9 protein-coding genes are annotated in these 13,039 nt (G+C 67.4%); 6 read left to right on the top strand and 3 right to left on the bottom strand.

The annotated features are described in order from the left end of the window. Positions 1-9: 9 nt before the first annotated feature. Positions 10-462, bottom strand: coding sequence for a hypothetical protein (locus FGM06_RS02790; protein ID WP_144797324.1), 453 nt, complete (start codon positions 460-462; stop codon positions 10-12). 58 nt (positions 463-520) lie between these two features. Then, complete coding sequence (locus FGM06_RS02795) at positions 521-1,729, bottom strand: threonine synthase (RefSeq protein ID WP_144797326.1); 1,209 nt, start codon at positions 1,727-1,729, stop codon at positions 521-523. A 171-nt stretch (positions 1,730-1,900) separates the two neighbouring features. On the opposite strand from FGM06_RS02795, the gene FGM06_RS02800 reads away from it, so the two are divergent. From FGM06_RS02800 to FGM06_RS02815, 4 genes are all read left to right on the top strand, one after another. Continuing rightward, complete coding sequence (locus FGM06_RS02800; protein ID WP_144797328.1) at positions 1,901-2,185, top strand: DUF5789 family protein; 285 nt, start codon at positions 1,901-1,903, stop codon at positions 2,183-2,185. Between the two features lie 450 nt (positions 2,186-2,635). Continuing rightward, positions 2,636-4,114 carry a hypothetical protein gene (locus tag FGM06_RS02805; RefSeq protein ID WP_144797330.1) on the top strand — a complete coding sequence of 493 codons (1,479 nt, stop codon included), beginning with the start codon at positions 2,636-2,638 and terminating at the stop codon, positions 4,112-4,114. Positions 4,115-4,419: 305 nt separating this feature from the next. Beyond that, positions 4,420-5,637, top strand: coding sequence for a hypothetical protein (locus tag FGM06_RS02810; RefSeq protein WP_144797332.1), 1,218 nt, complete (start codon positions 4,420-4,422; stop codon positions 5,635-5,637). Positions 5,638-5,943: 306 nt separating this feature from the next. After that, on the top strand, positions 5,944-7,188 hold the full coding sequence (locus tag FGM06_RS02815) for a glycosyltransferase family 2 protein (RefSeq protein WP_144797334.1): 1,245 nt from the start codon (positions 5,944-5,946) through the stop codon (positions 7,186-7,188). Positions 7,189-7,276: 88 nt separating this feature from the next. On the opposite strand, the gene FGM06_RS02820 is transcribed toward FGM06_RS02815, so the two are convergent. After that, positions 7,277-9,580, bottom strand: a complete 2,304-nt coding sequence (locus tag FGM06_RS02820; RefSeq protein WP_144797336.1) for a PAS domain-containing protein — start codon at positions 9,578-9,580, stop codon at positions 7,277-7,279. Between the two features lie 264 nt (positions 9,581-9,844). Here FGM06_RS02820 and FGM06_RS02825 point away from each other — a divergent pair, with 264 nt between their 5' ends. Further along, entirely contained in the window at positions 9,845-11,521 is a 1,677-nt protein-coding gene (locus FGM06_RS02825) for a sensor histidine kinase (RefSeq protein WP_144797338.1), read from the top strand. A 475-nt stretch (positions 11,522-11,996) separates the two neighbouring features. Then, positions 11,997-12,938, top strand: coding sequence for a 2-dehydropantoate 2-reductase (locus FGM06_RS02830; RefSeq protein ID WP_144797340.1), 942 nt, complete (start codon positions 11,997-11,999; stop codon positions 12,936-12,938). Positions 12,939-13,039 lie beyond the last annotated feature (101 nt).

Below are 13,039 nucleotides of genomic sequence, written 5' to 3' on the forward strand. Positions count from 1 at the left end.
TCCGCCCGATTACCGGGGCTCCGAGGCGGAAGAATCCAGATACCGGCCGAACAGCAGCGGAGAAACGAGCAGCGCGAGCGGGACGGCGATCCAGACCTGCCCCGCGAGCACGTCGTACTGGCCGAGCGTGACCGAAACCGGCGTGCCCTCGGCCCACCCGACGACGAACTCGAACCCGACGGTGAGCATCGTCCACAGGACGCCGACACCGATCAGTTCGATCCGTCCGTACTCGGTCGGGGTCCGCGAGAAGTAGGCGAACGAGACGAGGAGTATCGCGGCGACGAGGAGCGCGGTGCTCGCCACGTGCCCGGGGTAGTCGCCGATTCTGGGGATTAGAACGAGTTCTCGAAAGACGCCGTTGACGACGGCGACGACCGCCATCACCGCCCAGACCCCAAGCGGGTACAGGAACGCGTGCGGCCGAATCGATCCCGTCTCCGATCCGGGCGTGAGTCTCATCAGTCGGCGTTCGTACCGCGACGGGAAAAGCCGACTCGGAGATTCTCTACCGGCGGGATCAGCGAACACCGAGCAGCGAGGCGAGCCGTTCCGGAAGCGCCGACCGGTCCGTCCGCTCGGACGCCACCGACGCGTCGCCGGTCCCGAGCTCTTTGAATCCCGTCCCGGTCGGGACGAGGACGACGTCGTCGTCGGCGGCGATCTCGCCGCGCTCGGACAGCCGGGTCGCGCCTGCGAGCGACGCCGCCGACGCCGGCTCGACGCAGAACCCGCCTTCGACGGCGAACCGGCACTGTGCGGCCCGAATCTCGTCGTCCGTGACCGAGACGACGGCGCCGCCGGTGTCGCGGACCGCCGCGAGCGTGCGACCCCCGCTCGGCGGGTCCGGGTTCCCGATCGAGTGCGCGATCGTCTCGCCGGTTTCGTCGGGCGCGAGGGGCGTCGGGTCGGTCGCGCCCGACTCGAACGCCCGCGTTATCGGGTCGGCCGCGGCGGTCTGGACGGGGTACAGGCGAGGGGGCTCGTCGAGGAGTCCGGCGGCGTCGAGGTCGCGGATCCCGCGCCAGAGCCCCGAGGCGAACCCCCCGGAGCTCGTCGGCACCACGATCGCGTCGGGGGCGTCGGGCGCGAACGCCTCGCAGATCTCGAACAGCGCGGTCGCGTACCCGCTTATCCGGGCCGGGGCGTCGCTGACGAGGAACCGGACTGGGAGCTCCTCGGACAGCGCGAGCGCGTCGCCGTAGAGGGCTCCGTAGTCGCCGTCGACCCGCACGATCGTCGGCTCGTACTGGCCGATGAGTTCCAGTCGGACAGGGGAGATGTCGTCGGGGACGAGGACGACGCACTCGCGGGCGAGGCTCGCGGCGTGGGCGGCGGTGCTCATCGCCATGTTGCCGTACGAGACGGTGCCGACGGCGCCGTCCTCCGCGGCGATCGCGTGCGGGACGGCCACGGCGCTGCCCCGGTCCTTGTACGCGCCGGTCGGGTGTTCGCCCTCGTCTTTGACGTACACGCGACAGCCCGCGGCGGCGTCGAGCCCCTCGCTCCTGACCAGCGGGGTGCCGCCCGCGGCCCGAGCGACGCCGTCGGGCCGGTCGATCGGCAAGAGCGGCTCGTAGCGCCACGCGCCGTCGTACTCCCGGCAGTCCGCCCAGTCGAACGCCGCCGCGTCGGTCTCGAACCAGAGCGGCTCTCCGCAGTCGCACCGGACGCGGAGCGAGTCCTGATATCGTTCCTCACATCGGTAACACCGCAACGCGGGAGACATGGAGCGTCCTGCGGCGCGCGGTCACGTATACCCTCCGACCGCGCGGAGGCGCTCACCTATCGCGTCGCTCTCGTCGGACCGCCGAGCGGTACTGGTTCCCCGACCGCCGCCACGATCGCCGGCGAGCGCGCCCGGCACCAGCCTTTTCAGTATTCATCACGAAAAATGAGCATGGACAGAGAGACGGCGATGACCGACGTCTGCGACCGCCAGTACCCCGTCGCGTTCGACACCGTCGTCGAGGAGTGCGACGAGGCCGTCGTCGAGTTCGCGAACGGCGAAACGATGCCGCTCGCGGAGATCCTCGGCGTGGTCGACGACGAGCCCGACGCCTTCCGGTCCGAGGCCGAACTGGAGGAGTTCGTCACCTCGCTGCTCCCGGAGGACGCGGTCGGGCGGAAGGGATACGACGACCGCGGGAGCGCCGCCACCGAGTCTGACGAGACCTCGTTTTAAACCCCGAGCCGGCCGGTAGTTGGTAACGGGCTACTCACTGGCGAAAACGGCTTCGGCCAGTCGCTTTCACGCGTCGTCGACCGTTCGAGCTCGTCCGATCGGACGGGGGAGCGACAGGTCGGGGAACGCGCGGGCGACGGGCTACCGATGGGCACCAACACCGACGATCGCGCCACAGCCCGCACATTCGGAGACGACCAGCGGATCGGACGAGGAATGCTTCACGACGACGTCGTCGACTCCGCTCGGGCCACCGCACCGCGCACAGACGACCGGACGAGTGTCTCTCATTTGGTGTTCAGTACTCCGCAGCGAGGTACGTCACCGACTCACATAACCGTATGGTATACCTTACTGCCAGGTGTTGTGGCCGTCGCGCCCGTGAGGTGATCCGGGCCGACATTGACTATTGGTACCAAGTATCATAATGTTGGGCGCCGAACACGAGGTATGGACTGCGCTGCGATCGTCCGACGGAGTCGGAGCGCGGCGACGCGGCGGACATTCCGACGGCGAGTCAAACGACAGGCGGCGGCGCTCCGAGAGCGTCTCAAGGCCGGTGAATTCGACGGCGGATTTCGACTCGGGCTCGAGCTCGAAGGCTACACCGTCGACGGCGACGGCCGGCTCGCGGCCGCTCCCGAAACGGCGATGCCGTCGGTCTGTGAACGCGAGCTGGGGCGGCACAACGCCGAGTTGAACACGCCGGCGACGGCGTTCGATCCCGAGGGAGTCGCGCGACAGGCGGACTGTCTCACCGAGCGCGTAACCGCTGTCCGAGAGGCGTTCGCGGCCCGCGACCGGCGGTTCGTCACCGACGGGATCTGGACAGTCGGCCCCCCGGAGGGACCGTTGACGTATCTCTCCGCGACCGAAACGAAGGGGGGGTTCGAAGTGTCAGCGAACCTCTCGCCGGAAGACCGGTACTACGCGCTGGAGGCGGACATCACCACCCAGGGGTCGGTCGAGCTAGCGCTCCCCGGCTGCCGTCGGACGTTTCGAACGATCCTCGTCGAATCGTTAGCCGCCTCGCTACAGATCCACCTCCAGTCGCCGGTCGACGAGTTCGCACCGTACTTCAACGCGGCGCTGCGCACCGTCGGCCCGGTGGTGGCGCTGGCGGCGAACGCCCCGTTTCTCCCGCCCGAGCTGTACACCGACGCCGACAGGGAGACGGTGTTGTCCGCCGGGGTCGAGCTCCGACTCCCCGTGTTCGAGTCGATGAACGTCCGCGACCGGGGCAAGGTTCGGTTCCCCCGCGACATCGACTCCCCGGCGGACGCAGTCGATCGCATCGTCGACGACCGACTGTGTGCACCGTACCTCCGCGAGTGGCGTACGGAAGAGCCCCGCAGGGGGTTCGAAGCCGACTACTGGGAGTTGCTCCACAAGCAGAGTACCTGCTGGCGATGGGTCCGCCCCGTGTTCGGCCCCGACGGGCCCCGGATCGAGTACCGACCGCTCGCCGCCCAACCGAGCGTGGCCGACGTCGTCGGGTTCCAGGCGCTCGTCGCCGGCCTGCTCCACGGCGTCGTCATCACCGATCACCCCCTGCTCGATCTTTCGTGGCGGGCCGCCCGAGAGTCGCTTTACGCGGCGAGCCGGGAGGGGTTCGACGCACCCCTCGCGTGGGTGACCCGCGACGGCGGCCGAACCGACGATCCGAGCGTTCTCTATTCGGATCTGTTCGCCCTGGCTCGCACCGGACTCCGCGACCGGGGACTGACGGACGCCCGCATCGACGATCTCCTCGATCCCGTCGAGCGCCGCTGGACGACCCGCACGACGCCGGCGACGTGGAAGCGAGACCGAGTGAGGGCGCGGCTCGACGACGGCGAGGATCTCGACACCGCCATCGCCGGGATGCAACGGGAGTACATCCGGCAGGCCGGGAGCGGAGAGCCGTTCGTCCGCTGGTCGAGCCGGTGACTCGCGGCGGAAGTCGTCGGCGCGTCGGTGGTGGCCCCCGCTGCCGACGGGCCCGCGACAGCAGGTCAATCGACGTGTCGCGAGATCCGCCGGCGTCCTGTGGTCAGGGTCGCGCCTCACTCGACCATCGCCGTGCGTCGACCGTTCGAACGGTTCTGACAGAACGTTTATTAGTAAGCGATCGGAAGCGAACGGCGGTGTCCCGTGAAAGTACAGTCGAAGGGGAGGACTTCGACGGAGAGACGATGACGGATCGTCCTGTCATCGTGGGGATGGTCGCCGCTCCGACCCCGAACGGGTGAGTCATGGCCGCTGCAATCTCTCGTTGGTCGCGTCGATACGTTCTCGTCGGGGCGATCGCATTCTGCTGTTGGCAGGCGGCCACCGTCGCCGGCCTCCCACGGCGCACGGCGGTGGCGTTGGCCCTGTTCGGGTTCGTGTTCAACGTCGTGTTCGGCAAGGCTTACGCGCTCGTACCGGCGTACTTCGACGCTGAACTCGTCTCCGAGCGCGCGCCGCAGGTCCAGTTCCCGTTCGCCGTTGCCGGAGCGGCGTGTCTCGCGATCGACCCGCTTCTCGGTCGCGGCCTCCGCGTCGAGCTCGCCGCTCTCGGCAGCGTGCTGTGGGCGATCGGCGTCGCCGTGTTCGTCGGGTCGATCGCAGTGACGATCGGCGGACCGCTCCGACGCGGGGCGACCGGGACCGGAGATCACAACGCCGACCGCCGCCGAGTCGACCGGTTCGCGAACCACTTCGTGCCGGTCGTGCTCCTGTATCTCCTCGCCGGCACCTACGAGACGGTCGCCGGGCAGACGGGAGCGCTCCCGCCGCTGATCGGCGTGCGGGCCGCCGCAACGCATCTCTTGGCCGCCGGTGCCGCGACGTTGCTCGTGGTCACGCTCGGATTTCGACTGCTTCCGCGGTTCCTCGGCGCGCGTCCGGCTCGGTGGTCGGCCGCGCTCGTCCTGCCCGCGGCCGCGACGGCTCCCGGGCTCATCGCCGTCGGGTTCGTCGACGAGCGGTGGCTCCCGATCGGTGCCGCCCTGATGGCGATCGCGATGGTCGGCTTCGCGCTCGTCGTCTCCGGCATGTGGGTCCGGTCCGACACGCGCCGAATCGGACTGTACGCCCTCCCTCCGAGCGCGGCGTTCGGCGTCATCGGCGTCCTCTTCGGCGGTCACTTCGCGCTCGGCGGCGCCTCTGCGGCGTTGATCGAGACGCACCTCCGGGTCAATCTGCTCGGCTTTCTCGGCCTGATGATCGTCGGCACCTCGTTTCAGTTCTATCCGCCGCGGCTGGGCGTGTTTCCCGGGTCGTCGAATCGAATGGCGAGCGTGACGATCGCCACGCTCGGGTGCGGGCTCGGGATCGAAATTCTCGGTGTCGTCGCGCCCGCCATCCTCGGTCCCGCGACGGCGGCCGTCTCGGCCGAACCGATCGCTTTCGGCCGTCGGCTCACGCTCCTCGGTGCGCTCGGCTACGCGTACCTCGTCGCGAGCGTGTTCGCTGCGCGATCGAACTGATTTCCCCGACCCCACGCGACGGACTGGCGGTGAAAACGAGGCGCGACGTAGTCGGGGACGGAGGGACGTAGCCGGGGACGGATCTCAGTCCGACGCGCGCGACACGGTTGCGGGGGTGACCGGTCGGTTCGGCGGTGTTCGTGTGGATTGGTATACACAGTCACACTAACACTCACCACGGCGCTGGGGTCGTGCGATTAAGTCGGATTACGCGAGATTAAGGGCGTAAATCCGGTCAGAAGGCGGGTGAATCCGGGTGCAGCGTTTGGACGGTTCATAGGGGTCGGGGAGCGAGGGGGAGGTACGATGAACACCGAACGTATCGCGTTGGTCGCGGTGACGCTGGTGCTCGTCGTCGGCGGGGTCGCGACGGTGGTCGCACCGACCGTGATCACCGGGCCCGGGACGGCGCCCGCTCAGGCGGCGGCGACGACCGCCGTCGGGGACGGCGGAGTCGCGTCGCTGTTCGGGATCGCGCTGTGGGGCGTGACGCTGCTGTTCGGCGCGACCGCGCTCGTCTGGCTCGTCCTCACGACGGTCGTCGGCGCGGGGTACGAGCCGCCGCCGAACGAGTACGGCCTCGACGAGATGCAGGTGCGGATCATGACCGTCGACGCCGCCGAGGTCGTCCAGGAGACCGTCGACTCGCTGCCCGACGGGCTCGACGACGTTCACGTGATCGCGGAGTCGCCGATCGACGTGAGCGGGGCGACGGTCCACGTCGTCCCCGAGGAGTTCACGTGCCGCGCGGTGCGGAAGGGCCGCGCGCAGGAGTGGGCGCGGCGGGCGCTGGAGTGCCGGCGGGAGTTCGTACTGTACCTCGACGAGGACAGCGTCGTCGAGTCGCTCGACGGGCTTCCGGACGCGGACATCGTCCAGCTCCGGGAGAAGCCGCGCCGCACGGGGTCGAACCTCAGCTATCTGGCCGACGTCTACCGGATGGGCGTGCAGTTCGAACAGCGCGCGTTCGCTCGCCTCTCGATTCCGCTGTTCGCGTGGGGCGGCGGGATCGCCGTGCGCACCGACGTCGAGGAGCGGACGACGTGGGACCGTGAGACGCTCGTCGAGGACACCGCGTTCGTCTGGGCGGCGTTCCAGGAGCTCGACGTGACGTTCGCGCTGTCCGACGCGGTGTGTCGGAACGAGGCGCCGCCGTCGCTGTACGAGATCCTACAGCAGCGTCGCCGCTGGGCGGCCGGCAACGTGCAGGCCTCGACGATGCTCCCGTTCCGGTACGAACTGCTGACTCGCGTGCGGAACTACGCGTGGGCGCTCTCGCCGATCGTGACGCTGATCGCCGTTCCGCTGTCGCTGTTGAGCGTGACGATCGCGTACGGCGGGTGGTTCTTCCTCGCGTCGATGGGGCTGGCGCTGTGTACGCTCGGCTGGTTCCTGCTCGGCGTCGCGTACTACGGCGACACTCACCGACACTGGGCGCTTGCGCTCCCGCTGGCGCCGCTGATCACCGTGATCCACTCGATGGGAACGGTCGCGGGGATCCTCGACCCGCCGGAGACGTTCCGGGTGACGACGAAGGTCGGGAACGAGTGAGCCGCGCCGGCGGGACGTACGCCCCAGCCGTTGCCCCGAGATGGCGCCCGACGACGACCGCCGGCCGGTCCTCTCGACCGGGTGCTATTCAGGAATCGGACGGGTCAGCCGATTCCGGTGTCCGGAATTCGAACCGGGCGCCGCCTTCCGCGCCGTCCGTGAGGGTGACCTCCCAGTCGTGTGCCTGCGCGATGCGTGAGACGATGGTGAGTCCGACGCCGCTGCCGCCGTACCCGGTCGTGTATCCGTGATCGAACACGTCGTCTCGTTCCTCCGGAGGAATCCCGTCACCGGTGTCTTCGACGTAGAAGCCGCCGTCGAGCGGACCGACGCGAACGGTCACGCCGTCGCCGCCGTGCCCGACGGCGTCGCCGGGTTCCGCCCGGCTGCTCGTGGAACCGTGTTCCACGCTGTTTCGGAAGAGGTTCTCGAACAGGGCCGTGAGCTGCCCGGCGTTGCCGGTCACCGTGCACGGCTCCGCTGACAGGGTCGCCGACCGCGTATCGATCAGCTTCCACGCGTCGCGGGCGACGTCGCACACGTCGAGCCGTTCGTGGGGCTCCGCGGAGTCGCCGTGGCGGGCGAGCGCGGTGAGGTCCGTGACGAGGTCTCGAATGCGATCGAGCGACGTGTCGACCGTGTCGAGGCGGGATTCGTCGCCGGTTTCACGGTACAAGTCGAGGTTCCCGGACGCGACTGTCAGCGGGTTCCGCAAGTCGTGTGAGACCATGCTAGCGAACTGTTCCAGTCGCTCGTTTTTCGCTTCCAGCTCCTCCTCTCGCTCGCGTAACGTCCGTTCGGTGGTGACCTGCGAGAGCGCGGTGGTGACGTGAGCGGCGAGGATCTCGGCGACGGTCACGTCCTGCGTATCGAAGTTCGACGGGGACGGTGACCCGGCGATCAGAACGCCGTACTCGCCCAGCGGGAGGTGTAACTCGCTCCGGATCGGCGACTCCGGGTTATAGACGTCCGGGTCGGCGTGGACGTCGTCGATCGCCGTCGCGGTCCCGTCCTCGAAGACCCGCCACGCGATACCCTCTCCGGCACGGAACGACGGCGGGTCACCGACGAGCGCTACGACCTCATCGGTGTACGCGATCGGCGCCAGTTCCTCGGTCTCCGAGTCGTACAAGTGAATCGCGTTCGCCCGGAGGTCCAAGATCTCGCGCGCGGCGGCGACCCCGCGTTCGGCGACGGCTTCGACCGTCTCCGCGGACAGTAACCGCGGGATCTCTCGGTTGAGCGCTTCGAGTTGGTGTTCTCGTTTCTTGTGTTCAGAGATCTCCGTGGACACGCCGAACACTCCGTCCACGTCGCCGGTGTCGTCCACCGCGGGGACTTTCAGTGAGAGGTACGTTCGCTCCTCGCCGTCCACCGTGATCCGTTCTTCGACTTCGATCGGCTCGCCCGTCTCGAGCACGCGGCGGTCGTTCGCGCGGACCCGTTCGGCCGCGTCCGACGGGTGGATGTCCTCGTCGAACCGGCCGACGAGATCCTCGGTGTCTACGTCGAACAACCGCTCGTACGCGGCGTTCACGAACACGTACCGTCCGTCCGTATCTTTCAGATACATCACCGCGGTCGTGTGTTCGAGGATGAGGGTGAGCCGACGGTCCGCTTCTCGGAGATCCGAGAGAACGCGTTGCCGGTCGAGGTACGCCGCGATAAGCCGTACGACGGTGGACAGCAGTTCCCGCTCTTCGGGGAGAAACGCGTCGCCGTCCGCCGCGGTCTCGACCTCCGCCGTGTACCCGACCGTGAGCGTGAGTTCGGTACCGGCGGTCGTCACGTCGTGGACCGTGAGCCGTTCGACCGGCGGGTCGTACCCGGGCGAGGTGAACTCCGTGTCGTCGACGGTGAGCGCCGCCACGGCCTCGTCCGGGAACTGTAACGACTGCGGGAGGTACGTGACGACGTGGGTGAGCGGGTGTATCGACCGGTCGTCGCCGTCGGTGAGGAGGCCGCTGATCGTTTGAATCGCGGTGAGCTCTTTGACGCGTTCCCGTAGCTGGTGTTCCGTTCGGTGCTCGGCGACCGCGTGTCGAATGCGGGCGGCGAGCCGGTCGTACTGTTCCGGCCCTCGTTTCTGGAGGTAATCGGTGACGCCGGCGGAGATGGCTTCGCTCGCGATCTCCTCCGACCCCGTCCCGGTGAACAGAATAAACGGTAAGTCCGGGTGCGCGTCGCGGACTTCGCGGAGGAGTTCGAGCCCGTTTCGCGTCGGCATCTCGTAATCGCTCACGACGCACGCGATCGGTTCCGTCTCGATGAGTTCGCGCGCGTCTTCGACCCGTGTCGCGGTGTGTATCGTGGCCGCGGGGAGCTTCCGTCCTAAATACGTGGCGGCGAGATCTAAGAAGTCCGCGTCGTCGTCAACGCAGAGAAGGTGCATGGCTGCGTGTGTGTCACCCGGAAAATAATTCTTTCTCAAAACGAGTTCGCCGAGGTAGGCTCGAGGCGCGGCACGGCGAGCGTCAAGGATTGAGTTGACTTTCCAGAAGACAGTTCGCGCGGATCGGCTCGAACAGTCCGTCACAGACCGTGGGTCGAGGAGTACGACACCGAATTCAGCGGGGTCCTCTCTCCACTCGGCGGACTCGATGGGCGGTATCCACAATGTTATAATCGTTTATACGCCAATTACGCGTATCGACTGATGACTCCGGGAGTGGTTGGACTCGCGATTGTGGGCGCTTCGGTTGCGGCCAGCGGCGGGGCCGCGTATCTCTTGCGGTACCTGTACCGGCAGCGCGGGAAGTCGGGTGCGAACTGGTTCATGGGGAATATGGCGTCGGTCGCCGTGTTCTGTCTCGCGTACGGCGTCGCGTTGCTCGTCTTCGACCCGACGGTGCGGATCGCGCTCGCGGTCGTGGCGTTCGTCTGCGTGTGTTTCATGGGCCCGTTCTTCCTCGCGTTCGGTCTCGATTACACCGGACGGGGGAACCTCATCCGCACCCCGCTGTTCGGGATCGTCGCCGTCGTCCCGCTCGTGTCGGTCGCCCTCGCGGTGACGAATCCGATTCATGAGCTCGTGTGGACCGATTTCCAGCTCGACCCGGTGTTCGGCCTCGCCACGGCCACGTACACGGTTCAACCGTGGGGGGCGTTCGCGTTCTTGTTCTCGATCGGGACCGCGGGCGTCGGCTCGCTGCTGCTCATCGGAGCGATACTGAGTTACGGGCCGTTGTACCGGCGTGAAGCGACGGCGGTCATTCTGAGTACCGTCCCGCCGTCTGTCGGCGTGTCGCTGTGGCTGCTCGGCGTCGGACCGATCCCGCAGCTGCATCTCACCGCGCCGTTGATGCTCATTCACGTCGCGCTCGACGCGTACGCGTTCGTGGGCACCCACATGTTCGAGACGAACCCGGCGACACAGCGGATGGCGGAGCAGACCGGGTTGGACTCGCTATCGGACCCCGTGTTCGTCCTCGATACCAACGGACGGGTCGTCCGGGTGAACGACCGGGTGGAAGAGCTCTTTTTGACCCCGTCGTCGACGTCGCTTCCGATTTCGTTGGAGTCGGTCCTCGGCGTCACGTCCGAAGAGCTTCGCGAGACTGGCGAGATCACGGTCGGGACCGACGGCGGCGGGACGTTCGCCGTGTCGTTTACCGACTTGACGAACCCGGTCGGCGAATCGGTCGGGAGTATGGCCGTGCTGTACGACGTGACCGAGGAACGGCAGCGCGGGCAACAGCTCGAGGTGCTCAACCGCGTTCTCAGGCATAACCTCCGAAACGAGACGATGGTTATCGGCGGGTACGCGGAGCTGCTGAAAACGACCGTCGGTGAGACGACCCAAGCGACGCAGGCCGGCATGATCGCCGCTGCGAGCGACCGACTGAACTCGATCGCCGAGAAGGTCCGCGAGTTCGAGGACGTGCAACAACGAGGCGTGCAACCGGAGTCGCTCTCGGTGAAAGACGTCGTGGCCGAAATCGTGCGGACGCGTTCGACCGCGCACGGCGATGCGACGATCACGTCGACGGTCGAACCGGTGGACCACGAGATTCGTACCGACAGGGAGATCCTGTCGGTGCTCCTCGACAATCTCGTCGAGAACGCGATCGTTCACTCGGACGCCGCGGAGCCGACAGTCGACATCGCGGTCACGGAGGCGACAGAGTCGAGCAGCGAGGTTCGCATCGAGATTCGAGACGGCAACGACCGGATCCCCGAGCACGAGGTCGAGACCCTGCGGGCGGGCGAGGAGACCGCACTCCAACACGGGCAGGGGATCGGGCTGTGGATCGCCTACTGGTGTACGCGCAAGTTACACGGAGAGATCAGCTTCGAGTACGACGACGGGAACGTGCTCGCAGTAGCGTTGTGAGCGGTCACCCGCTGCGTCGACGTGTCGGATTCATGGCCGAGTGGGCGTCTCGCCAGTGCAAAACGTTCCGCGCCCCAACCGGAATCGCCCGTGAACGCGGGTTTCTCTCCGATTCGTTCACGGCAAAAATCGGGAGAGGACGTCCGAGCGCGTCGGCTCGCACGTTTTCGTGTACGTGACGTTGTTGTCTCCCGTGTCGGAGACCGTCACCGTGTGGCGTTCCCTGAGTCGGTTACCGACCCAGTTTTTGTATTCGATCTGCGGCTGGCCAACTCGGTGCTCTTCGACCGTATCGTACCGGCTCTCGAACTGCGCCGTGTCAAGATCGCCGCTCGCCGCGATGGAGGGTAGCGTCGCGAGGGAATTCCGCGACAACTTCGCGGTCGGTGCGACGAGACAAGCGTTAACACGACCGGTCCGAACCGTACTGAACGATGTCAGACCCAAGTCCGATTCCGACGGAGAGTGAGGACCGATGAAGGTCGCGGTGTACGGGGCGGGCGGCGTCGGCGCGTACTTCGGCGGCCGTCTCGCTCGGGCCGGCGCCGACGTCCACCTCATCGCGCGAGGCGACCACCTCGACGCGCTCCGGCGGGACGGTCTCCGCGTCGAGAGCGTCGACGGCGACTTCTCGGTGAATCTGCCCGCGACCGACGACCCGGCCGACGTTGGCCGCTGCGACGTCGTGCTGTTCACGGTCAAATCGTTCGACACCGAGGCGGCGGCCCGGGAACTCGGTCCGCTCCTGGACGACGACACCGCCGTCGTCTCGCTGCAGAACGGCCTGGACAACGAGGAGACGCTCGTCGCCGAGATCGGCCGCGAGCACGTCATGGGCGGTGTCGCCTACATCTTCTCGACGATCGCGGAACCGGGCGTCGTCGAACACACCGGGGGGCCGACCAGCTTCACTTACGGCGAACTGGACGACGCGCGCAGCGACCGCGCCGAACGCTTCCTGGAGTGGTGCGACCGCGCCGACGGAATGGAGGCCGAGCTGTCCGACGCGATACGGACCGACCTCTGGGAGAAGACCGCGTTCATCTGCGCGCATGCCGGCATGACCGCGGCGGTACGCCTCCCGCTCGGCGAGATACGGAGCCACCGTGAATCACGGGAGATGTACCGACGGATCGTCGACGAGGTGTGTCGGGTGGGCCGGGCCACCGGCGCCGATCTACCGGAGGGGACCGTCGACCGGTGGATGGAGTTCGCCGAGGATCTCGGCGCGGACTCGTACTCGTCTCTCCACTACGACATGACGCACGGGAAGCCGATGGAGCTCGATGCCCTACACGGCGCGGTCGTCCGGCGGGGCCGCGAACACGACGTCGCCGTCCCCATGAACGAGGCCATCTACGCGATTCTGCAACCGTGGGCGCGGCGAAACCGGTCGAGCGAAGCCGACGGCTCTTGATACGGTTTGATTCGAGCCGAATACGCGTCCCGTATTCAGCGAGACAGCGAAAAACGATCACCGGTCAGGGATTCCAACAGAGCCAAATTCACATAACACGA

Source organism: Halorubrum depositum (genome assembly GCF_007671725.1).
In the GTDB taxonomy this organism is placed as follows: domain Archaea; phylum Halobacteriota; class Halobacteria; order Halobacteriales; family Haloferacaceae; genus Halorubrum; species Halorubrum depositum.

What these genes read in the sequence shown, in the direction of transcription:
- FGM06_RS02790 (WP_144797324.1), bottom strand. Translation starts at nt 462, where the DNA reads ATGAGACTCACGCCCGGATCGGAGACGGGATCGATTCGGCCGCACGCG.
- FGM06_RS02795 (WP_144797326.1), bottom strand. Translation starts at nt 1,729, where the DNA reads ATGTCTCCCGCGTTGCGGTGTTACCGATGTGAGGAACGATATCAGGAC.
- FGM06_RS02800 (WP_144797328.1), top strand. Translation starts at nt 1,901, where the DNA reads ATGGACAGAGAGACGGCGATGACCGACGTCTGCGACCGCCAGTACCCC.
- FGM06_RS02805 (WP_144797330.1), top strand. Translation starts at nt 2,636, where the DNA reads ATGGACTGCGCTGCGATCGTCCGACGGAGTCGGAGCGCGGCGACGCGG.
- FGM06_RS02810 (WP_144797332.1), top strand. Translation starts at nt 4,420, where the DNA reads ATGGCCGCTGCAATCTCTCGTTGGTCGCGTCGATACGTTCTCGTCGGG.
- FGM06_RS02815 (WP_144797334.1), top strand. Translation starts at nt 5,944, where the DNA reads ATGAACACCGAACGTATCGCGTTGGTCGCGGTGACGCTGGTGCTCGTC.
- FGM06_RS02820 (WP_144797336.1), bottom strand. Translation starts at nt 9,580, where the DNA reads ATGCACCTTCTCTGCGTTGACGACGACGCGGACTTCTTAGATCTCGCC.
- FGM06_RS02825 (WP_144797338.1), top strand. Translation starts at nt 9,845, where the DNA reads ATGACTCCGGGAGTGGTTGGACTCGCGATTGTGGGCGCTTCGGTTGCG.
- FGM06_RS02830 (WP_144797340.1), top strand. Translation starts at nt 11,997, where the DNA reads ATGAAGGTCGCGGTGTACGGGGCGGGCGGCGTCGGCGCGTACTTCGGC.